Source organism: Mesorhizobium sp. M0048 (genome assembly GCF_040323405.1).
Lineage (GTDB): Bacteria > Pseudomonadota > Alphaproteobacteria > Rhizobiales > Rhizobiaceae > Mesorhizobium.
This window is the reverse complement of the sequence record NZ_JAMYUV010000005.1, coordinates 111,961-136,653: the sequence shown is the minus strand read 5'-3', so window position 1 is coordinate 136,653 and position 24,693 is coordinate 111,961. Positions and strand designations below refer to the sequence as shown.

Here is a 24,693-nt window from a genome sequence, read left to right as displayed (position 1 = left end):
GGGACCGATGCCAACGACCGCCATGGTGCTCGCCGCCGGGCTCGGCAAGCGCATGCGGCCGATCACCGATACCATGCCGAAGCCGCTGGTCAAGATCGCCGGCAAGACATTGCTCGACTGGGGGCTGGATTGCCTAGCCGAAGCCGGCGTCGCCAAGGCCGTCGTCAACGTCCATTACCTGCCGAAACAGATCGTGGACCATGTAGCCCGCCGCAATGCGCCGAGAATCGTCATTTCGGATGAGAGCAGCGGCCTGCTCGACTCTGCCGGCGGTATCGTCAAGGGATTGCCCTGGTTAGGGGCGCCCTTCTATGTGCTTAACGCGGACACCTTCTGGATCGACAGCGGCGTTTCCAATCTCAGGCGACTTGCTCTTGCATGGGAGGACGCGACAAGGGACATTCTGCTGATGCTTGCGGATCTTCAGTCGGCAACCGGACATAGCGGCGGCACCGATTTCCTGATGGCGCCGGACGGCGCCTTACGGCGTGCGAACAACGATCCGGCCGGCCTGATCTATGCCGGCGCCGCAATCATCCATCCGCGCATCTTCAAGGATGCGCCGGCCGGCCCGCTGTCGCTCAACGCCTATTTCGATGCGGCAATCGCCGCCGGCCGCCTGTTCGGCATGAAGATGCAGGGTCACTGGATCACAGTCGGCACACCTGACGCGATCCCGCGGGCGGAAGCAGCGGTCGCCGCCGCGCTTGCCGGCACGCCCAATGCTGTTGCTGAGGCACCCGGCGCTCTTACCGAGTCGAAATGAGCGGCTCCCGCCGCGTTTTCTCGATTCCGCCCGGAGCGCCGTTCCTGCCGACGCTGGCCGAGGAGCTGCTTGCAGGGCGCCTGGTTCCCGGCTTTGCCTACGATGGCGATCCGCTGATGCTGGCCGATCTCACCATCTATGTGCCGACGCGCCGTGCGGCGCGGGCGCTGCGCGGCGTCTTCGTCGATGCTCTCTCGCGCTCCGGAGGCCGCTCGGCGATCCTGCCGGTCATCCGCCCGCTTGGCGAGTTCGACGAAGATGAAGCGGCCTTCGAGGCAGGAGCTTCGGCCGCCATCGACCTTGCGCCGCCGATCGCCGCGGTAGAGCGCCTGCTGCTGCTTGCGCCGCTGGTGCGAGCGTGGAAACGCCGCCTGCCGGCACATGTCGCGGCACTGTTCGACGAGGAGATCGTCATCCCGGCCTCCGCCGCCGACGCCCTCTGGCTGGCGCGCGACCTGGCGCGGCTGATGGACGAGATCGAGACCGAGGGCACGGATTGGGCGAGGCTCGCCGACCTTGTGACCGGCAATCTCGCCGGCTGGTGGCAGGTGACGCTCGATTTCCTGAGCATCGTGACCGAGAACTGGCCGAAGCTGCTCGAGGAACGCCATCGCTCCAATCCCGCCGCGCATCGCAATGCCCTGATAAGGCTGGAGGCAGCGCGGCTGAGGCGCAATCCGCCGGCCGGGCCGGTGATCGCCGCCGGCTCCACGGGATCGATCCCAGCCACGGCCGAGCTGCTTGCCGTGATCGCCGGTCTGCCCAATGGCGCCGTTGTGCTGCCCGGGCTCGACCGGACACTGGACGAGCCGTCCTTTGCCGCCATCAGTGCACTCGGTGCGCGCCCGGCCCTGCTTGGCCACCCGCAATACGGCCTGGCAAAGTTGATCGGCAAGATCGGCGTGCCGCGCGCCGATGTCGAGGACCTTGCTGTTGCGCCGCGGCCGCTTGCATTGCGCGCCGCACTCGTCGGCGACGCGCTTCGCCCGGCGGAGACTACCGAGCTCTGGGCCGAGACGCGCGCCCGCTTTACGGCCGGTGATATTGCCGAGGCTTTCGCTGACGTGACGCTTCTCGAAGCCGCCAGCGAACGCGATGAAGCCGTGGCGATCGCCGTCGCGCTCAAACAGGCCGTCGAACGGCCCGGCCAGCGCGCCGCGCTGGTCACCGGCGATCGCGCGCTGGCGCGGCGCGTCTCGGTCGAGCTGTTGCGCTTCGGCGTCGCCGCCGACGATTCCGGGGGCACGCCGCTCATCAACACGCCAGCCGCCAGCCTGCTCAGGCTGGCGCTTCAGGCAGCCTTCCGCCCGGGCGACCCGGTCGCCTTGCTGTCGCTGCTCAAGCATCCCCTGCTAGGCCTCGGCCGAGAGCGGGCAAGCGTGCGCCATGCGGCCGAAATCGTCGAACTCGTGGCGCTGCGCGGTGGCACCGGGCGTCCGGACGTCGCGTCGCTGCCGCAGCTCTTCGACACGCGGCTCCTCGAATTCGACGGCGGCGGCAATCGCCGCCCGCCTTTCTGGCGATCGCGCCTCTCGGTCAGGCGCATCGAACAGGCGCGCGAGCTGCTGATCCGGCTAGCGGCTGCGCTGGCGCCGCTGGTTGCTTTTCGCGGCGAGGAGAATGCCGATCTTGTCACGCTTGTGCGTGCCAGCGTCGTTGCGCTCGAAAGCCTCGGACGCGCCGCCGACGGCAGCCTGAGCGAACTCTATGCCGGCGATGCCGGCGAAAAGCTTGCCGAGCTCTTGCGCGGGCTGGTCGCGGCCTCGGTGTCGTTCTCCTTCGCGGCTGACGAATGGCCTGACGTGATGGAGGCGCTGATCGCGCCCGAGATGGTCAAGCCGGCGCAGGGCACTGACAGGAACATCGCCATCTGGGGTGTGCTGGAAGCGCGGCTTCAGGATGTCGACACGCTGGTCGTCGGCGGGCTCAACGAAGGCGTGTGGCCGCGCAAGCCGGAGAGCGACCGCTTCATGTCGCGGCTGATGAAGACCGGCATCGATCTTGAACCGCCGGAGCGGCGCATCGGCCTTGCCGCCCATGATTTCCAGATGGCCATGGGCGCCAAGAAATTGGTGCTGGCCCGCTCCGCCCGTTCCGGCGACGCACCGTCGGTGCCCTCGCGCTGGCTGCAGCGTATCCTTACCTTCGTCGGCGAGGACCATGCTACGGCACTTCGCCGGCGCGGCGATGAACTGCTTGCCTGGGCGCGTGCGCTCGATGCCGGCGAAAAGCAGGACTTTGCGCCGCGGCCGCAGCCGAAACCGCCGCTCATCGTACGGCCGCACCACTTCTCGGTCACCGAGATCGAAACGCTGCGTCGCGATCCCTATGCGGTCTATGCCAGAAGGATACTCGGCCTGATGCCGCTCGATCCGGTCATTCGCGATCCGGGCGCCGCCGAGCGTGGCACGCTGTTTCACGCAATTCTGCACCTCTTCTCGGCGAGGGTGGCCGACCCGCGCGCGCCGGAGGCGCTGGACGGGCTCATCGCCGCAGGCCGCTCCTGCTTTGCCGAGGCTGCGCTGCCCGCCGATGTCGAGGCGGTGTGGTGGCCACGCTTCGAAAAGCTTGCCGCCGGCATCATCGAATGGGAGCGCGGCCGGGCCGCAGCCGTGGCACGGCGGCACGCCGAGGAACGCGCCGAAAAGACCGGGGTCGGCCGATCCGGCGTAACCCTGTCCGGCTATGCCGATCGCATCGATCTGCTGGCTGGCGGAATGGCCGACATCCTCGACTACAAGACCGGCTCGTCGCCATCCAAGGCACAGGCGCACACGCTGCTCGCGCCGCAACTGGCGCTGGAGGGCGCGCTGCTCAGGCGCGGCGCTTTCAAGGAGCTTGGCGCATGCGAGCCGTCGCAACTGGCCTTCGTGCGGCTGAGGCCGAATGGCGAAGTGTTCGAGGAATCCATCCTCGAATACAACCGCAGGCCGCGAACCGCTGCCGATCTCGCCGAAGAAGCGTGGGCGCGGCTGGAAAAACTGCTGATCCACTACGCCGACCCGGCGACCGGCTATCTGTCGCGGGCGCTGCCGTTCCGCGAGGGCGAGACCGACGGCGACTATGACCATCTCGCCCGCGTGCTCGAATGGTCGGCCGGCGGCGACGCCGACGACGAGGGAGGGGAGGCATGAAAAAGGCCTACCCCATTCCAAGCGACACTGCCGCGAGCCAGGCAAGCGCGTCCGACCCGCGCAATTCCGCCTGGGTGTCGGCCAACGCCGGATCCGGCAAGACCCATGTACTCGCCCAGCGTGTTATCCGGCTTCTGCTGCGTGGCACCGATCCGTCCAAGATCCTGTGCCTGACCTATACGCGTGCCGCCGCCGCCAACATGTCGAACCGGGTGTTTTCGACCCTGTCGCAATGGACGACCTTGGGCGATGCCGAGCTCTCGAAACGGATAGAGGCGCTGGACGGCCGCCAGCCCGACCGCGAAACCATGCGCCGGGCGCGGCGGTTGTTTGCGGAGGCGCTGGAGACACCGGGCGGGCTGAAGATCCAGACCATCCACGCCTTCTGCGAATCGGTGCTGCATCAGTTCCCGCTGGAAGCCAATATCCCGGCGCATTTCGAAATGCTCGATCCGCAAATGGAGGCTTCGCTGTTCGCCGCCGCCCGCCGCGACATGATTTCGGGCGGCGTTGCAGGCGATGCGGCGTTGGCCGAGGCCTTCGCCACCGTGCTTGAGCGCGGCGGCGAACATGGGCTCGACGCACTGCTGGCCGAGATCGTGCGCAAGCGCGATGGTTTGCGTGCGTTCATCGCCGCGGCCGGCGGCGATGGTTTTCAGGCGCTGTTCGACGAGTTTCAGTTCCGCGCCGGCCAGACGGCCGAAGGCATAGCCGCCTCCGTCTGGCCGCTGCCCGGCTTCCTGCCGGATTATCTCGTCACCTTTTCACGGGCGGCCGAGGCCGCCGATGCGCGCGTGGTGCTGAACAATATGCTGCCATACGCCCGTCTCGCCTTCGCCGAGGAGCATCCGGTGCGTCGCCTGAATTTGCTCTCCAAGGCTTTCCTGAGGGCCGACGGCGAGCCTTACGATCCGGCAAAGACGTTCAAAAGGGCATTGCTTGACCGGTTGCCCGATCTTGCCGAACGATATCTGGCGGCGGTCGACGCCATTCTCGAAATCTCCGACCGGCTGGCCTTGTTCAGGATGCTGGAAGGCACCCGTGCGGCGCTGACCATCGCCGACTGGCTGATCGCCCGCTACGAGCAATTGAAGCGCGCCCGCGGCTTCCTCGACTTCAACGACCTGATCACCCGCACGGTCCATCTACTGGCGCGGCCCGACGCCGGCCCATGGGTGCAATACAAGCTCGACCAGGGCATCGACCACATCCTCCTCGACGAGGCGCAAGACACCAGTCCCGACCAGTGGGAGGTGGTCAAGCGGCTGGCGGAGGAGTTCTTTGCCGGACTCGGCGCACGCGACGCCGTCCACCGCACCATCTTTGCGGTCGGCGACGAAAAGCAGTCGATCTATTCCTTCCAGGGAGCCGCCCCGGACTCCTTTGCCGACAGCCGGATTTTGTTTGCCGGCAAAGTCAGATCCGCCGCCGCCGCCTTCGCCGATCTCAAGCTGACCTGGTCGTTTCGCTCGACCGACGACGTGCTTGCGGCGGTGGATCGTGTCTTTGCCGACCCGGACGTGCGGCGCGGCATCAGCCACGATCCCGATCCGCTCGACCACAAGGCGATCCGCAACGATGCGCCGGGCTATGTCGAGGTCTGGCCCTCGCTCGGCGCCGACATCGTCGACGAACCGGACGACTGGACGCAAGCGGTGGATCACGCCCACGCACCGGCGGTGCGCGTTGCCGAAAACGTTGCAGCGACCATTGCCAGCTGGATCGGCGGCGGCGAGGTCATCGAAGGGCGCGGCAAGAAACTCCGGCCCGGCGACGTGCTGGTGCTGGTGCGCAAGCGCGACCGCTTCGTCCATGCCCTGACACGGGCGTTGAAGCGCCGCGACATCCCCGTGGCCGGCGCCGACCGGCTCAGCCTGCCTGGCCATATCGCGGTGAAGGACCTGATCGCACTCGGTCATTTCCTCATCCAGCCCGAGGACGATCTGTCGCTGGCCGCCGTGCTGCGCAGCCCGGTCTTCGATGTCTCGGAAGAGCAGCTTTTCGCGCTTGCTGCGGGGAGGCCGTCGGGCGTCTCGCTGATCGCCTCGCTGCGCCGGCATGCCGGCGAAAGCGAGGCGTTGGCCGCCGTCGTCAGCCGGCTCGACACATGGTCGAACGAGGCCGCATTCAAGCCGGTGTTCGAATTCTATGCTGCAGCTCTCGCCCGCGACGGCCTGCGCAAGAAGATGATCGCGCGGCTCGGGCCGGAGGCCGGCGACATCCTCGACGAATTCCTGAATTTCTGCCTGGCCGAGGAGCGGACCGGCCTGCCGGGACTGGAATCCTTCCTGTCGACGCTGGAAAACGCCGGCCCCGAGATCAAGCGCGAAATGGACCAGACCCGCGACGAGGTTCGCGTCATGACCGTGCATGCCGCCAAAGGCTTGGAGGCGCCGGTGGTATTCCTTGTCGATGGCGGCTCCGCGCCGTTCAGCGACCAGCATCTGCCGAGATTGATGCCGTTCGAAGGCTCGGGCGACTGCTGGGAGGGCAAGGGTTATCTCTGGCGTTCGGCCAGCGATGTCGCCAATGGATTTTCACGCGCCGCATCGGCCCGCGCCCGAGAGCTCGCCGACGATGAATATCGCCGGCTGCTCTATGTCGGCATGACCCGCGCCGAGGATCGGCTGATCGTCTGCGGCTACCATGGCAAGCGGGCGCCGAATACCGGCACCTGGCATTCGATCGTCAGCCGCGCACTGGTCGGTGCCACGGAGAGCGAAGAACGCCGGCATCCCGCCACCGGCGAGACCGTGCATCGTTTCCAGGTGACGAAACTGCCGCCCATGCCACTGGCGTCCGTGGATGAGGCACGACAGGCTGAACGCTTTGCGCCATTGCCGGAAACCCTGTTCCAGCCTCTGCCGCCCTTCGAGGAATTGCCGCGGCCGCTCTCGCCGTCCGGCGCCTCGGTGCTGATCGACGAGGCGCGGCAAGCGGTAGCCGACACGCGTTCGCCGGTGCTGGATGCCGACGCCGAGCCCGGCTTTGCCGTCGTGCGCGGGCTGGCGCTGCACAAATTGCTGCAGATGCTGCCCGGCATCGCCGAGGGAAAACGCCGGGATGCCGCCGAACGCTATCTGGCAAGAGCCGGCGCGGCATGGCCCGACGGCGAGCGCGACAAGGCCCTGGCTGGCGTTTTCAGAATTCTTGCCGACAGCCGTTTCGCACCGCTGTTTGCGCCAAACTCGCGCGCCGAAGTCGCCATCATGGGCAGCCTGGGAGTGAGGGGCAAACTGCGCTCGATTTCCGGCAAGATCGACCGGCTTGCAGTAACGCCGGACAAGGTTTCGATCGTCGACTACAAGACCAATCGGCCAGCGCCAGCTACGCTCGCCGAAGTCCCGCAAGCCTATGTTCTGCAGCTCGCACTCTATCGCGCCCTGCTTCAGCCGCTCTATCCGGGACGCGAGGTCTCGGCGGCGCTGCTGTTCACCGAGGCGCCGCGGCTGATCGATCTGCCGGCAGCGGCCATGGACGACGCGCTTGCTAGACTCACGGGAGCGTGACACAACACTTGCTTGAAGACGGACGCGATCACCACCACATTTGGTGCGACGAACAAATCGAAAGGATCTCAGCATGGCCACCGTCAAGGTCGACAAGAGCAATTTCCAGGCCGACGTGCTCAACGCCAAGGAGCCGGTCGTGGTCGATTTCTGGGCGGAATGGTGCGGCCCGTGCAAGATGATCGCCCCGGCGCTCGAGGACATCGCCATCGAACTCGGCAGCAAGATAAAGATCGCCAAGCTCAACATAGACGAGAATCCTGAGCTGGCCGCGCAGTTCGGCGTGCGCTCGATCCCGACGCTGATGATCTTCAAGGGCGGCGAAGTCGCCGACATGAAGGTTGGTGCTGCGCCGAAAACGGCATTGTCGCATTGGATCAACGGCAGCCTCGCCTGATCCGATCAAAATTTTGCAGAAAGCCCGGCCTTGTGCCGGGCTTTCTTTTGCTGGCGTCATTGGTGGGGCGCTCTGGCACTCGCGGCTTGCCGCCCGGTATTCTTCTGTTCGGAATACAAAGGGGAAGCGATATGACCGGATCCGCCAAGGCCACCGTCTTCATCGACAATGAGCGAGTCATTGTCACCGAATACCGTTTCGCCCCGGGCGACAACACCGGCTGGCACCGCCATGGCCACGACTATGTGATCGTGCCGTTGACCGACGGTAAGGTGAAGCTCCTGACCAAGGATGGGGAATCCTTTGCCGAAATGAAGAAGGGCTCGCCGTATTTCCGCAATGAGGGCGTCGAACATGACGTGATCAGCGCAAACGATAGCGAATTCGCCTTCATCGAGGTCGAACTGAAGTAGTCCACCAACCACCGGCTGCGCCGCTACAATTGTCCGGCGCGGCGCTATTCACCAATCCGCGATACGATCGCCGCCGACGAATTGTGCGCTTTTCTCAGTGTATTCGAACAGTTCGACCTTCACACCGTTGGGGTCGCGGATCCAGGCCTGGTAGGTGTCATCGCACGCGCGTTTCTTGGAAGTGACATCGACCCCCTTTGACCTCAGATGGGCGATCGCGGCGTCGATGTTTTCCACTTCGAGGCAGAAGTGGTTGATCTGGTTCAAGTCGCTATAGCTTGCGCCGTCTTTCTGGAACACCTCGACATGGCTACGGCTGCCGCAATTGAGGTAGAAGCCGAAAGTCTTCCCGTCGCGCAGGAAATTGAACTGGGTGTCCATGCCGAGGACGTCCCGATAGAAGCGTCGCGTCATCTCCAGGTCATTCGCGAAAATGCAAACGTGTGCGAGCTGCTTTACCTTGATCATGACTGGCTCCTCGCGGTGATCTGACAGGTGTGGCGCCATCGCGGCCCGGGCGAACGCACGCCTCAGGTTGGCGGCGTGCCGTTTTCGGCCAGTACCCCGCCGGCCAGGTAAAGCGATCCGCCGATCAGGATGCGTGGCGGCGGTCCGTCCCATGTGTGGCGCAGCAGCATCAGTGCGCTTGCAACGGAACTAACCGGTTCGGCCGACAAGCCTGCCTCAATGGCGCGGGTCGCCAGTTCGTCGTTTGGCACGCCGGCGTCGCTCAGACTCACCGGCACGGTGTAGACGTGCCGCACCAGCCCTTTGAAGGCCCGGAAATAGCCGCTCTGGTCCTTGGTGTTGATCATGCCCGAGATCAGGAACAGCGGCCGCGGGTTCTTTTCCTCCTGCTCCGCCAGCGCCTCAGCGACGACCACGCCTGCGCCGGGATTATGGCCGCCGTCGAGCCAGATGTCGGCGCCCTTCGGCGCCAGTTCGCTCAGCCGGCCTTGCGGCAGCTTTTGCATGCGGCCCGGCCAGGCGACATTCGCCATCGCCTTCTCGGCGGCGCGGTGGCTGATCTCGAAGCCGGCCGCCTTGACCGCCGCGATCGCTGCCGCTGCATTGGCGAATTGATGGCGCCCCGGCAGGCGCGGCGGCGGCAGGTCCATCAATCCATCTTCGTCCTGATAGACCATGCGGCCGTTTTCCTCATAGGCAAGGAAATCCTGGCCATAGACGAAGGCGGGGCAGTCGAGCCGTTCGGCGGTTTCGATGAGCACCTGCTGGGCCGTCTCGCTTTCCTGCGCGCCGATGACGACCGGGCACCCGCGCTTGATGATGCCGGCCTTTTCGGCGGCGATCAGCTCGACGCGGTCGCCGAGATAGGCTTCGTGGTCGAGCGAGACCGGCATGATCACCGACACGGCCGGCTCGGCGATGACATTGGTGGCGTCGAAGCGGCCGCCAAGGCCGACCTCGAGGATGACGGCATCGGCCGGATGCTCGGAAAACAGCAGGAAGGTAACGGCGGTGAGGATTTCGAACACGGTGATCTTCTGGCCTTGATTGGCCTCGGCGACCCGGGCGATGGCTTCGGCGAAGACCTTGTCGTCAACCAGCCTGCCGCCGCCATCGGCGGCCAGCCGGTAGCGCTCGTGCCAGTTCACTAAGTGTGGCGAAGTGTGGACGTGGACGCGGTAGTCGGCTGCTTCGAGCAGCGCCCGTGAAAAGGCGGCACAGGAGCCCTTGCCATTGGTGCCGGCGATGTGGATGACCGGCGGCAGCTGGTCCTGCGGATTGCCGAGGCGTTCGAGCAGCCGCGAAATGCGGTCGAGCGAAAGGTCGAAGCCCTTCGGGTGAAGCGCCATCAGGCTTTCGATTTCGCGGTCGGCGGCAAGCGTGGTCATGGGAGAATCCTAGGCGCGTGCGCAACGGCACACAACAGCCGCTCGCGCCGCGGGCTGTCGCGTCAGGCGTGCGGCCGGGCTTCGGCCGGAATCACAGACGGCGGCAGGATCTCCGGCTCCTGCGGTTTTTGCTCCTCCGGCAGCTTGAGCAGCATTCTCAACAGCCGCGCAATCGTCTGGCGCATCTCCAGCCGTGACACCACCATGTCGACCATGCCGTGTTCCATCAGATATTCGGCGCGCTGGAAGCCTTCGGGCAGTTTTTCCCTGATCGTCTGCTCGATGACGCGCGGTCCGGCAAAGCCGATCAGCGCGCCTGGTTCGGCAATGTGCACGTCGCCCAGCATGGCGTAGGAGGCGGTGACGCCACCGGTCGTCGGGTTGGTCAGGACGACGATGTAGGGCAGGCCGGCCTCCTTCAGCCTGTCGACGCCGACCGTGGTCCGCGGCAACTGCATCAGCGACAGGATGCCTTCCTGCATACGCGCGCCGCCGGAGGCCGCAAACAGGATCAGCGGCCGCTTGCGCTGCAAGGCGACCTCGAAACCATGCACGATGGCGTCACCGGCCGCCATGCCGAGCGAGCCGCCCATGAAGGCAAAATCCTGCACCGTCACCACCACCGGCACGCCTTCGACCGTGCCCAGCGCATTGATGATGGCGTCTTCCATGCCGGTCTTGGCCTTGGCATCCTTCAGCCGGTCCACGTAGCGCTTCTCGTCGCGGAACTTGAGCGGATCCTGAACGACCTTGGGGTTTTCCAGCGTCTCGTATTTGCCGTCGTCGAGGAAGAATTTCAGCCGTTCCTTAGCCGATATCTTCATATGGTGGCCGGAGGACGGGATGACGAACTGGTTCTGCTCCAGATCCTTATGGAACACCATTTCGCCGGTCTCGGGATCCTTGATCCACAGGTTTTCCGGCATGTCGGTGCGGCGGCCGAGCATCGAATTGATCTTCGGACGGACGTAATTGGTGATCCAGTTCATCGCTTCGGCTCCTGTCCCTTAAGAAGACGTAGGAAGATTATTCGGCGGCAGCAAGGCGAGCCGCGCGAACCCCTTGCGAAAGCCCGCTGACCAGCGTGGCGACGGCCTCGGCCGGATCGGCGGTCTTTTCGCCCTTCGGCCCGAGCACGTTGGCGACGGCATTGACAATCGCGGTGCCGACAACGACGCCGTCGGCCGACGCGCCGATGATGCGCGCCTGCTCTGCGGTCTTGACGCCGAAGCCGACGCAGACCGGCAGGTCGGTATGGCTCTTGATGCGCTTGACAGCTGCCGCCACCTTGCCGGTGTCGGCCAGCGCCGAACCGGTGATACCGGTCATCGACACATAATAGACGAAACCGGAGGTGTTCTGCAGCACCTTGGGCAGGCGCTTGTCGTCGGTGGTCGGCGTCGCCAGCCGGATGAAATTGATGCCGGCCTTGAGTGCCGGGATACAAAGTTCCTCATCCATCTCCGGCGGCAGGTCGACGACGATCAGCCCGTCTATGCCGCTGGCCAGCGCGTCGCTCAGGAAGCGCTCGACGCCGTAGATGTAGATCGGATTGTAATAGCCCATCAAGACGATCGGCGTTTCACTGTCGCCGGCGCGGAATTCCGAGGCCATCTTCAGTGTCTTGACCAGTGTCTGGCCGCCCTTCAGCGCCCGCAGGCCGGCCGCCTGGATCGCCGGGCCGTCGGCCATCGGATCGGAAAACGGCATGCCGAGCTCGATGATGTCGCTGCCGGCGCCGGGCAGCGCCTTCATGATCGAGAGCGACGTGTCGTAGTCAGGGTCGCCGCCCATGAAATAGGTTACGAGTGCCGGTCGGCCCTCGGCCTTCAGCTTTGCCATGCGGCGGTCGATACGGGTGGCCATGATCAGATCTCCATGCCCAGCATATTGGCCACCGTATGCACGTCCTTGTCGCCGCGGCCGGACAGGTTGACGATGACGATCTGGTCCTTGTCCATGTCAGGCACGATCTTCACCGCCTGTGCGATGGCATGGGCCGATTCAAGCGCAGGAATGATGCCCTCGACGCGTGTCGTCAACTGGAACGCCTCCAGCGCCTCGCTGTCGAGGATCGGCACGTAGTCGACGCGGCCGGAATCGCGCAGCCATGAGTGCTCCGGCCCGACGCCGGGATAGTCGAGGCCGGCCGAGATCGAGTGGCCGTCCATGATCTGGCCGTCGGCGTTCTGCAGGAGGTAGGTACGGTTGCCATGCAGCACGCCGGGCGCGCCGGCACTCATCGAGGCGCAATGCTCGATGCCGTCGAGGCCGCGGCCTCCGGCTTCTACGCCGATGATGCGCACCTCACTGTCGTCGAGGAAGGGATGGAACAGGCCGATAGCGTTGGAACCGCCGCCGACACAAGCGATGATGGTGTCCGGCAGCCGGCCTTCCTGCTCGAGGATCTGGGCGCGCGCCTCGGTGCCGATCACCGACTGGAAGTCGCGCACCAACTCCGGATAGGGGTGCGGGCCGGCGGCGGTGCCGATCAGGTAATAGGTATCCTCGACGTTGGTCACCCAGTCGCGCAGGGCCTCGTTCATGGCGTCCTTCAGCGTGCCGTGGCCGGCCGTCACCGGCCGCACCTCGGCGCCCAGAAGCTTCATGCGAAAGACGTTGGGGCTTTGCCGGGCGACATCGGTCGCGCCCATATAGACGATACAAGGAAGCCCGAAGCGCGCCGCGACCGTGGCGGAAGCGACACCATGCTGGCCGGCACCGGTCTCTGCGATGATCCTCGTCTTGCCCATGCGCTTGGCGAGCAGGATCTGGCCGAGGCAGTTGTTGATCTTGTGCGAGCCGGTGTGGTTCAGGTCCTCGCGCTTGAAATAGACCTTTGCGCCGCCCCCGAGGCCCTTCGCCGAGGAGACCTCACGAAGATGCCTGGTCAGGCCTTCGGCGAAATAGAGCTTCGACGGCCGCCCGGCGTAATGCGTCGAGAGATCGGTCAGTTCGGCCTTGAAATCCGGGTCGTTCTTGACCTCGTTCCAGTGCCGCTCCAGCTCGAGGATCAGCGGCATCAGCGTTTCGGCAACGAAACGACCGCCAAAAATGCCGAACATGCCCTGCTCATCGGGGCCGGTGCGGAAGGAATTCGGTATCGCCGGCTTGTCCATCGCCGATCTCCTGGTCTGAGGTTTGAAGCGTGGTCAGGCGGCGCGGTTGTCGCGTGCTGCCCCGACGGCGCGGAAAAATTGTTCGATCAGCGCCGGTTCCTTGACGCCCGGCGCGCTCTCCACGCCCGAGGAAACATCTATTCCGGGCGGGTTCGCCAGCCGAAAGGCGTCGCCGATATTGCCGGCATTGAGCCCACCGGAAAGCATGTAATCAACGCCGGCGTCAAGGCCGGCCAGAATGCGCCAGTCGAAGGCAAGACCGTTGCCGCCCGGCAATTCCGAACCCTTAGGCGGCTTGGCATCGAACAGGAAGCGGTCCGCAATGCCGATGAAGGGTTTGACCCGCGCGAGATCGGCAGCCTCGCTGACCGGCAGCGCCTTCATCACCGGCAAACCGTAGCGGGCCTTCACCTCGGCCACCCGCTCGGGGGGCTCGGCGCCGTGAAGCTGCAGCATATCGGGCTGTATCTTTTCGACGATCTCGTCCAGGAACGCATCGCTGGCGTCGACCGTCACGGCAACCGCCTTAGCCTTGCCGCGCGCCGCTTCGCGCAGGCGGTCGGCTTCGGCCGGCTCGACATAGCGCGGGCTTTTGGCAAAGAAAATGAAGCCGACATGGCTGGCGCCGCCGGCCAATGCCGCGGCTAGTGCCTTGTCGGTCTTCAACCCGCATATCTTGATGTCGAGCGCCATGGCGCGGGATTGGCACGAAACGGCCAAAGAGTCGAGAAAAAGCATCCTGTTTGCCGCCAGCGCGGAACGCGCTACCTTGCTAATGTAAGAGCGGAACGCGCTACCTCGCTAATATAAGAGCGCAACGCTACTTGCTCAGGCACAAAGGCGGGAGAACAAAGATCATGCCGGAAAAGACCGTCGCGGAACTCAGGCAAAAGCTGGCGCAGGCCCATGAGGTCATCGCTCATTTGATGGACAAGGCGGCTTTCAACGGCGCCGAGGCGCACCGAGCCCTGGCTTATTTCAGCAACGAGACGTTCGAGAAGGATTTTCTGCCCTGGCCCCGCCATGTCGATGAGGGGTTGCGGCCGGAGGAGTTGAACGCGGCGAATGACGATTGATCGGACAACTACTCGAACGCGATCGCCTGCAGCGCGCCGCCATTGCGCTTGAGCCAATCCTTGCAGCGTTCGGTATCCGGGCAAAGCTGCTCGCACAGTTTCCAGAATTTCGGCCCGTGGTTCATCTCCTTGAGATGCGCCACCTCGTGCGCGACGAGGTAGTTTATCACCGGCCGTGGCGCCATCATGATACGCCAGGAAAACGACAGATTGCCGTCCGACGTGCACGACCCCCAGCGGCTCGACGTATCCTTGAAGCGGATCGCCTTGGCGCGCTTGCCGACCGCCGCGCTGTGCTTGGTCACCAGCGCCTCGATCTCGCGCTTGGCTTCGCGCTTGAGGAAATCGGCGATGCGGCGCGGCAGATGCACGCGTTCGCCATGCACGATCATCAGCGGCCCGCGCTCGTCGCGCGACAGCGTGACGGTGCCGCGTTTCGACGGTTCATGGACGATGCGATGCGGCACGCCGCGCACCGGTATCTTGATGCCGGGCCGCACCTGCGGCCGGTTGGGCACCTTGGCCAGCCTTTGCTCCAGCCAGTCCTGATGGCGGTCGAGAAATTTTTCCACCTCGCCGCGCCGCAGCCCCGGCGGCACGGTGATGCGCAGACCACGGCCACCGGAATCGATGCGCAGCGTCAGGCGCCGCGCCCGGTCGTTCTCAACGATCTTGAGCGGCAGCGTGCGGCCGGCAACGCAATGCTCGCGCTCCACGACGGGCGTGGGCTTGGGTTTCGTCGGGGTGCGAAAGAAGCCGAAGGACATTCCGGGACGATACGTGATTCGAGGGAAACGACTAGAACAAAAAAGAAACGGCGCCGCTGACGCGACGCCGTTGGATTATCTATCTGCGCACGGGACCTTACTCGTCGAGCAGGCCTGGCGTGGACTTGCCGCTGGGTTTGTTGTTCGTCGCCGACCCGGTCGTGGGGGACGTCGACTTGTTGCGATTGGCCATGAAGCGATCGAACTCTTCCTGGTCCTTGGCGCGGCGCAATTCGCGGGCATACTCGTCGAACTCGCTCAGCATCTCGTCGAGCTTGCGGCGTTCCTCGGCAAGACGCTCGAGTTCCTTTTCGCGCCAGTCATCGAAAGCGACGTTGCCGGTGCGGGCGGAGCCATGACCCCAGCGCGCGGCCTTGTCGGAACCGCGGCGGCAGCCGGCGAAGATGCCGTCAGTGGCGCGGTTGACGTCGCGCTTGAAGCCCTCGAGCCGGTCGCCCCAGATGATGTAAGCGAGCATGGCCAAGCCGAGCGGCCAGAACACCATGAACCCGATCACCATCAACGCGATGGTCGCCGGCGTCCAGGCCGGACGGATCAATGCAGATGTGTTCATTTCTCCCAATCCTTCAGTTGGAGACAGCCAAATCCGGCTGCGTTGAATCGAAATGGGATGGAGAAAACGGCGATTCAAGACAGCGATCGCCAAAACCGGACAAGCGGCTGAAATGATTATCGCTTTTTGAGATTTTCGAGGAAAAGCACGACCAATCCGGCAATCAGCCCCCAGAACGCCGCGCCGACGCCGAACGGCGTCAGCCCCGATGCGGTGACGGCGAAGGTGACCGTGGCGGCCATCCGCTCGTCCTCGTCTTTCAAGGCGATCGACAGTGCATTGGCGAGCGGTGCCATCAGCGCCAGGCCGGCGACCAGCGCGATCAGGCTCTGCGGCAACACGGCGAAGATCGCCACCAGCGAGGCGCCGAACAGGGCAAAGACGAGATAGGCCAACGCATAGAACGGCCCGGTCTTCCAGCGCTCGGCCGGATCGGGATGCACGTCGGGCCCGGTGCAGATCGCCGCCGAGATTGCCGCCAGATTGGTGGTCGAGGCGCCGAACGGCGCCGTCAGCAGCGAAAACAGGCCGGTGACGCCGATCAGCGGCCCGGGTTCGGGATGATAGCCGGCTGCCCTCAGCACGGCGAGGCCGGACAGGTTCTGCGAGGCCATGGTGACGAGGTAGAGCGGCAAGGCGAGGCCGATGATTGCAGTGGCGGTGAACTGCGGCATCACCAGCGTCAAGCTTGAGAGTTCCGGTGCCGGCAGACCGCCGACCCGGCCGGTGAGGAAGGCGGCGAGACCGCCGCCGATCAGCACCAGCAGCACCGACAGCGCCGGGTTGAACAGGCGAATGACGAAGAATGCCGCAACCAGCGGCAGGATCAGCCAGGGGTCGACGGGAACGGTCTTGACCGCATTGATGGCGAAGGTGACGACGATGCCGGCCAGCATTCCGGATGCGACCGACGCCGGTATTCTGGCGATCAGCTTGGTCAAGGGCCCGAACAGGCCTGTGGCGATCAGCAGGACCGCGGTGACGACGAAGGCGCCAACCGCCTCACCCATCGAAAAGCCGGTCGACGCGGCGATCAGCGCCACGCCTGGCGTCGACCATGCGGTGATGACCGGCATTTTTGTGCGCCAGGACAGCCACAGGCTCTCGATCGCCATCGCCAGGCAAAGCGCCGTCACCCAGCTTGCCGTCTCGACCTGCGTTGCGCCGACCGCCTTGGCGGCGGCAATGACGATGGCCAGCGTACCGCCGAAGCCGACGATCGCCGCCACGAAGGCGGACACCGGAATGGAAATGCGCATGCCTCTATCCCGCCTGCCGCACCATAGCGTCCACCGTCCGCACCAGCATGTCGAGATCCTGTGGCCGCGACAGGCGGTGGTCGCCGTCCGGGATGAGCGACAGCGTGACGTCGTCGGCCGGCAGCAGGCTGACCAGCTTCAGCGCATGGCTCGACGGCACGTCGGGATCGGCCAGGCCTTGCAGGATGTGGACCGGACAGTGCGTGTCGATCGGCCCGGTCATCACCCGGTTGTTGCGGCCGTCCTCGATCAGTGCGCGCGTGTAGATGTACGGTTCGGCGGAATAGTCCGACGGCTCTTCGAAAAAGCCCTTTTTCCTGAGGTCGCGCTTCTGCGCACCGGTCAGCACCGGCTCCACCAGTTCGAACGTGAAATCGGGCGCCGGCGCCAGCAGCACAAGGCCGGCGACGCTGTTCTCGCCCGCCTTGCGCAACTCCTGCACCATGCGCAGCGCGATCCAGGCGCCCATCGACGAACCGACCAGGATTTGCCTGCCCTGGGTGAAACGGCGGAAAACCGCCAGGCTCTCGCCCAGCCATTTCGAGATGGTGCTGTCGGCAAAGGCACCACTCGATTCGCCGTGGCCGGAATAATCGTGGCGCAGGAAGGCGCGGCCTTCTTTGCGCGTCCATTCCGATAAGGTTTCGGCCTTGGTGCCCAGCATGTCGGATTTGTAGCCGCCAAGCCAGACGATGCCGGGCTCGGCACCTGCCGCATGCCTGACGGCGATGCTCGTCCCGTCGACGTCCAGGAAGATCGGGGTGGTGCTCATGGTGTATTCCCTCACGCCGGTCTTTTGGCACAAGCGGGGGTTCAACGAAAAGTGCTCTGCTACTTTCTTCGCTTGGTGCAGAGGAGCATTCATCGGGCAGGTGATTTCCTGAGAATGCTGTGCTATTGACTCCGACCGCGCGCTCACCACATTGCGCGTTCGCAATTCTGAACTGAAGAACCCCTTAACGAAACGGCTCAAGGAGACCACGACCATTCGCAGACCTTTCAAAGCAGCGGCGCCCACCAAGGAAGGCCCGCGCTCCAACCGTGACATCCGGGTTCCCCGGGTCCAGCTAATCGACGCCGAAGGCCAGAACCGCGGCGATGTCTCCATCAACGACGCATTGCTGCTCGCCGAAGAGGCTGGGCTCGACCTGGTCGAGATATCGCCCAATGCAGTGCCGCCCGTCGTAAAGATCCTCGATCTCGGCAAGCTGAAATACGCCAACCAGAAGAAGGCGGCCGAGGCGCGCAAGAACCAGAAGGTCATCGAGATCAAGGAGATCAAGATGCGCCCGAACATCGACAGCCACGACTACGAGACCAAGATGAAGGCTGTCCGGCGCTTTTTCGAGGAAGGCGACAAGGTCAAGCTGACATTGCGCTTCCGCGGTCGGGAGATGGCGCATATGGAACTCGGCATGCAGCTTCTGAACAAGGTTCGCGAGGAAGTGGCGCCCATCGCCAAGGTCGAAGCCGAACCGAAGCTCGAAGGCCGCCAGATGATGATGGTGCTGGCGCCCCGCTAAAGCGCGTTGCGCTTTAGTTCTGTTTTGTGCATGTCGTTGTCGCAAAACCGCTGCGCACTTTTGGGCGACGTGCATAAAATCCGCCTGAATCATGTTGCAAGGCGTCCCGGCGATCGGCGGGGCGCCTGTTTTCTTGGCCAGACGCTGCGATCGCCGGCGAGAGCAAAGACGCTCTGGTTCCCTCGACGATCGGATTCCCGACATGGTCAATGACATCAAGCATTCGGAAGCCAAATATGGGCTGGGCAGCTACCAGCACACGCGCAGGATGGTGCTTGCCGTCGTCGTCGTCGTCCTGTTCGCGATGCTTTTGTTCGGGCAGTCGGTTTTTCCGCCCGATACGCCTGTGCATGAAACGATCGAAATGGTTGGCGTCGTGCTGATCTTTCTCGGCATCGTCGGACGCTTGTGGTCGACGCTCTATATCGGCGGCCGCAAATCCTCCGAAGTGGTGACCGGCGGCCCCTATTCGATCACCCGCAACCCGCTCTATGTCTTCTCTACTTTAGCTGCCGCCGGTGTCGGCGCACAGATCGGCTCGATCACCGCCACGATCGGCTTTGCAGCGCTCTGCGCTGGTGCCTTTTACATCGTTATCCTGCGCGAGGAGAAATTCCTCAAGGAGGTTCTCGGCGCGCCATACCAGGCCTACCTGGCGAAAGTGCCGCGCTTTTTTCCCAAGCTGTCGCTGTATCAGGAAGGCGACACCGGCGGCTTCAAGCCGCGCCTGCTGCGAACCACGCTGCTGGACGGTCTGGTCTTCCTGGTTGCCTTGCCGGCTTTCGAACTGATCGACGGCGCCCAGCAGTCCGGCATATTGCCGGTGCTGTTCCGTTTCCCTTGAGTGCAGTGTTGCTGAGTACAGTGTTGCTCGGCACGGGGTGTTGCGCGCCAGCCCGCTTTGACGTATAGGACCGCCGTTCCCAAAAAACCGCCCGGCAGGGCATGCCGTGGCGGTTTCATTTGCTTTTCGGGCTTTGGTCGGCCTGAAGCGAACAAAAAGCGCATTGGTGCGCATATAAACGGAGTAGCAAAATGCCCAAGATGAAGACCAAGTCGGCCGCCAAGAAGCGGTTCAAGATCACAGGTACGGGTAAAGTTCTGTCGGCTGCGGCCGGCAAGCGTCACGGCATGATCAAGCGTTCCAACAAGTTCATTCGAAATGCCCGCGGCACGATGGTTCTGGCTGAACCGGACGGCAAGAAGGTCATCAAGAATTTTCTGCCGAACGGCCTTTAGAGCATTCGGCCTGGACAACGTTTAAGGAGATCATGACATGGCACGCGTAAAGAGAGGCGTCACCTCGCACGCCAAGCACAAGAAGGTCCTGAAAGCCGCCAAGGGTTTTTACGGCCGTCGCAAGAACACCATCCGGATCGCCAAGCAGGCGGTGGAAAAGTCGCTACAGTACGCCTATCGCGACCGCAAGAATCGCAAGCGTTCGTTCCGCGCGCTGTGGATCCAGCGCATCAATGCGGCGACGCATGAGCATGGCCTGACCTACGGCCGCTTCATCGACGGTCTCAACAAGGCTGGCATCGAGATCGACCGCAAGATCCTGTCGGATATGGCCATCCACGAGCCGCAGGCCTTCGCCGCACTCGTGGCCAAGGCCAAGGTCGCGCTCGAATATCTCAAGAACACCACGCCGAATGCTTTTGAAAGCGCTGTCGCTTAAGACCAGCGCTTCCCAAGCTATTCGACACTTGATTTGGGAAACCCGCGCTGGCAGGGCTGGCGCGGGTTTTTCTTTGCTTCCAATCGGATCTGGAACATGAGTGACATGGAAACTCTGGAACATTCCCTGATGGCCGAGATTGCCTCGGCCGCCGACGAGCAGGCGATCGAGGCGGTGCGTGTCTCGGCCCTCGGCAAGAAGGGCTCGGTTTCCGAGATGCTGAAGACGCTTGGCTCGATGAGCGCCGAGGAGCGCCAGGTCAAGGGCCCGGCGATCAACGGCCTCAAGAACCGCGTCACCGAGGCGCTTTCTGTTCGCCGCGCCGAGCTGAAGGACGCGGCGATTATGGCGCGTCTCGCCGCCGAGAAGGTTGATGTGACGCTGCCGGTCAGGCAATCGCCGGCCGAGCGCGGCCGCATCCATCCGATCAGCCAGGTTATCGACGAGATCGCGGCGATCTTCGGCGATCTCGGCTTTGCCATCGCCGAAGGTCCCGACATCGAGACCGACTATTACAACTTCACCTCGCTGAACTTCCCGGAAGGCCACCCGGCGCGCGAGATGCACGACACCTTCTTCTTCCAGCCGGACGCGCAGGGCGAACGCAAGCTTTTGCGCACTCACACCTCGCCGGTGCAGATCCGCACCATGGAGATGCAGAAGCCGCCGATCCGCATCGTCATACCCGGCAAGACTTATCGGCAGGATTCCGATGCCACCCACTCGCCGATGTTCCATCAGGTCGAGGGGCTGGTGATCGACAAATCGGCCAATGTCGCCAACATGAAGTGGGTGCTGGAGGAGTTCTGCAAGGCCTTCTTCGAGGTGCCGAGCGTGAAGATGCGCTTCCGGCCGTCCTTCTTCCCGTTCACCGAGCCCAGCCTCGAGGTCGATATCCAGTGCGACCGTTCGCGGCCGGGCGAGGTGCGCTTCGGCGAAGGCTCCGACTGGATGGAGATCCTCGGCTGCGGCATGGTGCACCCCAATGTGCTCCGTTACGGTGGCCTCGATCCTGACGAATACCAGGGCTTCGCCTGGGGCATGGGAATCGACCGCATCGCCATGCTGAAATACGGCATGCCGGATCTGCGCGCCTTCTTCGACGCCGATGTCCGCTGGCTTTCGCATTACGGTTTTAGGCCGCTCGACATGCCGACGCTGTTCGGGGGCTTGAGCGCGTGACGAGCCGGCCGCAGCAAATCCGCGGGCAGCTCGCCTTCCTGCACATGTCGGACGCGCGGCCGCACAGCTTCAAGTGCAACGTGCCCAGACCAGTCAGCCTGGAAAGACCAGTCAGCCTGCAAAGACTAGACGGAACACAGTCATGAAACTCACCCTCTCCTGGCTCAAGGATCATCTCGAGACCGACGCCTCGCTGGCGGAGATCGTCGAGCGTCTCACCTCGATCGGCCTCGAGGTCGAGCATGTCGACGACCGGGCGAGCCTGGCCCCCTTCGTCATCGCCAAGGTGGTGACGGCGGTGCAGCACCCAGATGCCGACCGGCTTCGCGTGCTGACCGTCGACACAGGCGACGGCAAGCCACCTGTGCAGGTCGTGTGTGGAGCGCCGAACGCCCGCGCCGGCCTGATCGGCGCCTTTGCGGCACCGGGCACCTATATCCCCGGCATCGACGTGACGCTGACCGTCGGCAAGATCCGTGGCGTTGAAAGCCACGGCATGATGTGCTCCGAACGTGAGCTCGAATTATCCGAAGAGCATGACGGCATCATCGACCTGCCGGCCGATGCGCCGGTCGGCACCAGTTTCGCCGCCTATGCCCATCTCGACGATCCGCTGATCGAGATCAATCTGACGCCGAACCGGCCGGACGCCACCAGTGTCCATGGCATCGCCCGGGATTTGGCGGCGAGCGGGCTCGGTACGCTGAAGAGCGCGCCGATAGAGCCGATCCCCGGCAAAGGCGCGACGCCGATCAAGGTGACGATCGAAGCGCCGGAGCTCTGCCCCGGCTTTGCCCTGCGCCTGGTGCGCGGCGTCAAGAACGGACCGTCGCCGAAATGGCTGCAGCAAAGGCTTCTCGCCATCGGCTTGAGGCCGATCAGCGCGCTCGTCGATATCACCAATTACGTCACCTTCGACCGCGGTCGGCCGCTGCATGTTTTTGACGCTGGGAAGGTCACCGGCAATCTCACCGTGCGCCGGGCGCGTGACGGCGAAAAGGTGCTGGCGCTCGACGGCCGCGAATACACGCTGACGCCTGAGATGTGCGTGATCGCAGACCAGGACGGCATCGAATCGATCGCCGGCATCATGGGCGGCGAGCATTCCGGGTGTGACGAGAACACCACCGATGTGCTGATCGAGTCGGCGCTTTGGGACCCGATCGCCACCGCCCGCACCGGCCGCACGCTCGGCATCATCAGCGATGCACGCTACCGCTTCGAGCGTGGCGTCGACCCGGAAATGATGGTTCCCGGCCTGGAGCTGGCAACGAAGCTGGTGCTCGATTTCTGCGGCGGCACGCCGGCGCAAACCGAGGTCGTCGGCTATGCCGGCCATCGGCCGAAGATCGTCTCGTTCCCTTTGTCGGAAGTGAAGCGGCTGACCGGCATCGAAGTGCCGCGCTCGACGAGCCTCGACATTCTTGCCCGCCTCGGCTTCAGGCCGGAGGGCACGGGCGATGTCGTCAATGTAGCGGTCCCGTCCTGGCGGCCGGATGTCGACGGCAAGGCCGACCTGGTCGAGGAGGTCATGCGCATCCATGGCGTCGACAATATCGCGCCGCAGCCGCTTGGTTCGCACGATGCGGTCAACGCCAAGATCCTGACTGTGCTGCAGATACGCACCCGCGCCGCCAAGCGGGCGCTTGCCGTGCGCGGCATGATGGAGGCCGTCACCTGGTCGTTCATTCCGGCAAAACACGCCGAATTGTTCGGCGGCGGCCAGCAGGCGCTAAAGCTTGCCAACCCGATCGCCGCCGATATGTCGGATATGCGGCCGTCGCTGCTCCCGGGGCTGATCGCGGCAGCGCAACGCAATGCCGACAAGGGCATCGGCGATGTCGCGCTGTTCGAAGTGTCGGGCACTTACGAGGGCGACGGCGCCGACCAGCAGCGGCGCGTTGCCGCCGGCGTGCGGCGCGGCACCGCCAAGCTCGAGGGCTCCGGCCGCCATTGGGCCGGCAACGCCGGCGCCGTCGGCGTCTTCGATGCCAAGGCCGATGCGATCGCTGCACTCGAAGCCTGCGGCGCGCCGGTCGAGCGGCTGCAGATCGAGGCCGGCGGCCCGGCCTGGTATCATCCCGGCCGCTCCGGCACGATCAAGCTTGGGCCGAAGGTAATCCTTGGTACGTTTGGCGAGTTCCATCCGAAGACGCTGGAAGGGCTTGACGTCTCCGGCCCGCTCTGCGGCTTCGAAGTATTCATTGATGCGGTGCCTGAGCCTAAGGCCAAGCCGACGCGGACAAAGCCAAGGCTCGATCTGTCCGCCTTCCAGGCGGTCAAGCGCGACTTCGCCTTCGTCGTCGACAAGGCGGTCGAAGCCGGCACACTCGTTCGCGCCGCTCTTGCCGCAGACAGGAAGCTGATTTCCGGCGTCTCGGTGTTCGATGTTTTCGAGGGTGCCGCCCTCGGCGCGGCGAAGAAATCGATCGCCATCGAGGTGTCGATCCAGCCCGTCGAAAAGACGCTGACCGATGAGGATTTCGAGGCGCTGGCCAAGCGCATCGTCGAGAACGTGCACAAGCAGACCGGCGGCGTGCTGCGCGGCTGAGGGGTTGCGAGAGCCTGGCGAATCGCCGTCCAAAGGGCGATGGACCATTTGCGCTATTCGGGGCTGCCCTTCGAGGAACAGCGTCCAGTCTTTCTCGATATCGTCTCGGCCGATCCGCTGATCGGCGAGACGCTGTCGCGGGTACGGGGGCTAGGCCTGCCGGACTGGCTGGTCGTCTCCGGTGCGCTCTACAACAGCGTTTGGAACCATCTGACCGGAAAGCCTTCGGGGTACGGCATCAAAGATGTCGACCTGTTCTATTTCGATGAGAACGATCTGTCCTACGAGGCCGAGGATTTGGTCATTCGTTGTGCAGCAGCGCATTTCGAAGGGCTGACGGTGCCGGTCGAGGTTCGCAATCAGGCGCGGGTGCATCTGTGGTATCCGAGCAAGTTCGGGCAGGAATGCCCGCGTTATATGAGCGCTAGCGAATCGGTCAGCTATTTTGCGTCGAAGACGCATGCAGTCGGCGTGCGCTACGATGCCGAGGGGCGCCTCGATCTGGTGGCGCCGTTCGGGCTCGACGACATTTTTTCGTTCCGCATCACGCCGAACAGGGTGCTGGATAATCAGCGGACCCATGAAATGAAGGGCAGGCGGGCACAGGAGTGCTGGCCGGAGATTACTGTCGTGCCTTGGTAGAATGTTGGCGCGAGGCACCCCCCTCTGCCGGGCATTTCCCCGCAAGGGGAAGATTGGCAGTTCCATCGCCCTGCCCGCCCTTCCGGCGCCGGTGATTGGCGAAAGCCGAGGTGACGTCCAATTTCCCTCCTTGAGGGGGAGATGTCCGGCAGGACGGAGGTCGCGCCAATTTCTCCCAATTATTTGCACCGCTGCGGCACTCGAAACGGGGTGCCGAAACGCCCCGTTTCGATTGCACTGTCGATTG

23 protein-coding genes are annotated in these 24,693 nt (G+C 64.2%); 13 read left to right on the top strand and 10 right to left on the bottom strand.

Annotation, left to right across the window (positions count from 1 at the left end):
• Window positions 1-7: 7 nt before the first annotated feature.
• The 5 genes from NKJ84_RS07515 (at window position 8) to NKJ84_RS07495 (ending at window position 8,219) form a co-directional block, all read left to right on the top strand.
• Window positions 8-766 (top strand): nucleotidyltransferase family protein, encoded by a 759-nt coding sequence (locus NKJ84_RS07515; RefSeq protein WP_352505964.1) that lies wholly within the window; start codon window positions 8-10, stop codon window positions 764-766.
• On the top strand, window positions 763-3,900 hold the full coding sequence (gene addB, locus NKJ84_RS07510; RefSeq protein WP_352505963.1) for a double-strand break repair protein AddB: 3,138 nt from the start codon (window positions 763-765) through the stop codon (window positions 3,898-3,900). Before NKJ84_RS07515 ends, addB begins: the two co-directional genes overlap by 4 nt.
• A complete protein-coding gene (gene addA, locus NKJ84_RS07505; protein ID WP_352505962.1) occupies window positions 3,897-7,409 on the top strand; it encodes a double-strand break repair helicase AddA in 3,513 nt (1,170 codons plus the stop codon). The genes addB and addA overlap by 4 nt, the downstream gene beginning before the upstream one ends.
• 73 nt (window positions 7,410-7,482) lie before the next feature.
• The gene (trxA, locus tag NKJ84_RS07500; protein WP_023677558.1) at window positions 7,483-7,806 is read left to right on the top strand and encodes a thioredoxin; all 324 of its coding nucleotides are present in this window, start codon (window positions 7,483-7,485) and stop codon (window positions 7,804-7,806) included.
• A 131-nt stretch (window positions 7,807-7,937) separates the two neighbouring features.
• The gene (locus NKJ84_RS07495; RefSeq protein ID WP_352505961.1) at window positions 7,938-8,219 is read left to right on the top strand and encodes a cupin domain-containing protein; all 282 of its coding nucleotides are present in this window, start codon (window positions 7,938-7,940) and stop codon (window positions 8,217-8,219) included.
• A 48-nt stretch (window positions 8,220-8,267) separates the two neighbouring features.
• Here NKJ84_RS07495 and NKJ84_RS07490 read toward each other — a convergent pair whose 3' ends face one another.
• From NKJ84_RS07490 to NKJ84_RS07465, 6 genes are all read right to left on the bottom strand, one after another.
• The gene (locus tag NKJ84_RS07490) at window positions 8,268-8,687 is read right to left on the bottom strand and encodes a VOC family protein (RefSeq protein WP_352505960.1); all 420 of its coding nucleotides are present in this window, start codon (window positions 8,685-8,687) and stop codon (window positions 8,268-8,270) included.
• A gap of 62 nt (window positions 8,688-8,749) precedes the next feature.
• Window positions 8,750-10,075 carry a bifunctional folylpolyglutamate synthase/dihydrofolate synthase gene (locus NKJ84_RS07485; protein ID WP_352505959.1) on the bottom strand — a complete coding sequence of 442 codons (1,326 nt, stop codon included), beginning with the start codon at window positions 10,073-10,075 and terminating at the stop codon, window positions 8,750-8,752.
• A 62-nt stretch (window positions 10,076-10,137) separates the two neighbouring features.
• A complete protein-coding gene (accD, locus tag NKJ84_RS07480; protein ID WP_254815952.1) occupies window positions 10,138-11,064 on the bottom strand; it encodes an acetyl-CoA carboxylase, carboxyltransferase subunit beta in 927 nt (308 codons plus the stop codon).
• Between the two features lie 37 nt (window positions 11,065-11,101).
• On the bottom strand, window positions 11,102-11,941 hold the full coding sequence (gene trpA / locus NKJ84_RS07475; RefSeq protein ID WP_352480201.1) for a tryptophan synthase subunit alpha: 840 nt from the start codon (window positions 11,939-11,941) through the stop codon (window positions 11,102-11,104).
• 2 nt (window positions 11,942-11,943) lie between these two features.
• Entirely contained in the window at window positions 11,944-13,194 is a 1,251-nt protein-coding gene (gene trpB / locus NKJ84_RS07470) for a tryptophan synthase subunit beta (RefSeq protein WP_352505958.1), read from the bottom strand.
• Window positions 13,195-13,227: 33 nt separating this feature from the next.
• Window positions 13,228-13,887 carry a phosphoribosylanthranilate isomerase gene (locus tag NKJ84_RS07465; RefSeq protein ID WP_352506056.1) on the bottom strand — a complete coding sequence of 220 codons (660 nt, stop codon included), beginning with the start codon at window positions 13,885-13,887 and terminating at the stop codon, window positions 13,228-13,230.
• A 164-nt stretch (window positions 13,888-14,051) separates the two neighbouring features.
• Here NKJ84_RS07465 and NKJ84_RS07460 point away from each other — a divergent pair, with 164 nt between their 5' ends.
• Window positions 14,052-14,270: a hypothetical protein gene (locus NKJ84_RS07460; RefSeq protein ID WP_254815955.1), complete on the top strand. Its 219-nt coding sequence runs from the start codon at window positions 14,052-14,054 to the stop codon at window positions 14,268-14,270.
• An 8-nt stretch (window positions 14,271-14,278) separates the two neighbouring features.
• On the opposite strand, the gene NKJ84_RS07455 is transcribed toward NKJ84_RS07460, so the two are convergent.
• From NKJ84_RS07455 to NKJ84_RS07440, 4 genes are all read right to left on the bottom strand, one after another.
• Window positions 14,279-15,037, bottom strand: a complete 759-nt coding sequence (locus NKJ84_RS07455) for a M48 family metallopeptidase (RefSeq protein ID WP_352480203.1) — start codon at window positions 15,035-15,037, stop codon at window positions 14,279-14,281.
• A gap of 97 nt (window positions 15,038-15,134) precedes the next feature.
• Window positions 15,135-15,611, bottom strand: coding sequence for a DUF2852 domain-containing protein (locus NKJ84_RS07450; protein ID WP_352505957.1), 477 nt, complete (start codon window positions 15,609-15,611; stop codon window positions 15,135-15,137).
• 116 nt (window positions 15,612-15,727) lie between these two features.
• Window positions 15,728-16,870 carry a benzoate/H(+) symporter BenE family transporter gene (locus NKJ84_RS07445; RefSeq protein WP_352505956.1) on the bottom strand — a complete coding sequence of 381 codons (1,143 nt, stop codon included), beginning with the start codon at window positions 16,868-16,870 and terminating at the stop codon, window positions 15,728-15,730.
• Window positions 16,871-16,874: 4 nt separating this feature from the next.
• Window positions 16,875-17,642: an alpha/beta hydrolase gene (locus NKJ84_RS07440; RefSeq protein ID WP_352505955.1), complete on the bottom strand. Its 768-nt coding sequence runs from the start codon at window positions 17,640-17,642 to the stop codon at window positions 16,875-16,877.
• A 214-nt stretch (window positions 17,643-17,856) separates the two neighbouring features.
• Between NKJ84_RS07440 and infC the strand changes: the two genes are divergently transcribed.
• The 7 genes from infC to NKJ84_RS07405 all read left to right on the top strand — a co-directional run bounded on the left by infC (window position 17,857) and on the right by NKJ84_RS07405 (window position 24,446).
• Complete coding sequence (gene infC / locus NKJ84_RS07435) at window positions 17,857-18,393, top strand: translation initiation factor IF-3 (protein ID WP_023677573.1); 537 nt, start codon at window positions 17,857-17,859, stop codon at window positions 18,391-18,393.
• A gap of 202 nt (window positions 18,394-18,595) precedes the next feature.
• Window positions 18,596-19,237, top strand: a complete 642-nt coding sequence (locus NKJ84_RS07430; protein ID WP_352505954.1) for a methyltransferase family protein — start codon at window positions 18,596-18,598, stop codon at window positions 19,235-19,237.
• Window positions 19,238-19,428: 191 nt separating this feature from the next.
• Window positions 19,429-19,632 (top strand): 50S ribosomal protein L35, encoded by a 204-nt coding sequence (gene rpmI / locus NKJ84_RS07425; protein ID WP_006201248.1) that lies wholly within the window; start codon window positions 19,429-19,431, stop codon window positions 19,630-19,632.
• 37 nt (window positions 19,633-19,669) lie between these two features.
• Complete coding sequence (gene rplT / locus NKJ84_RS07420) at window positions 19,670-20,071, top strand: 50S ribosomal protein L20 (RefSeq protein WP_006201247.1); 402 nt, start codon at window positions 19,670-19,672, stop codon at window positions 20,069-20,071.
• Window positions 20,072-20,167: 96 nt separating this feature from the next.
• Window positions 20,168-21,253 (top strand): phenylalanine--tRNA ligase subunit alpha, encoded by a 1,086-nt coding sequence (pheS, locus tag NKJ84_RS07415; RefSeq protein WP_352505953.1) that lies wholly within the window; start codon window positions 20,168-20,170, stop codon window positions 21,251-21,253.
• Window positions 21,254-21,395: 142 nt separating this feature from the next.
• Window positions 21,396-23,804 (top strand): phenylalanine--tRNA ligase subunit beta, encoded by a 2,409-nt coding sequence (gene pheT / locus NKJ84_RS07410; protein WP_352505952.1) that lies wholly within the window; start codon window positions 21,396-21,398, stop codon window positions 23,802-23,804.
• 39 nt (window positions 23,805-23,843) lie between these two features.
• Window positions 23,844-24,446: a nucleotidyltransferase family protein gene (locus NKJ84_RS07405; protein ID WP_352505951.1), complete on the top strand. Its 603-nt coding sequence runs from the start codon at window positions 23,844-23,846 to the stop codon at window positions 24,444-24,446.
• The last annotated feature ends 247 nt before the right edge of the window (window positions 24,447-24,693 follow it).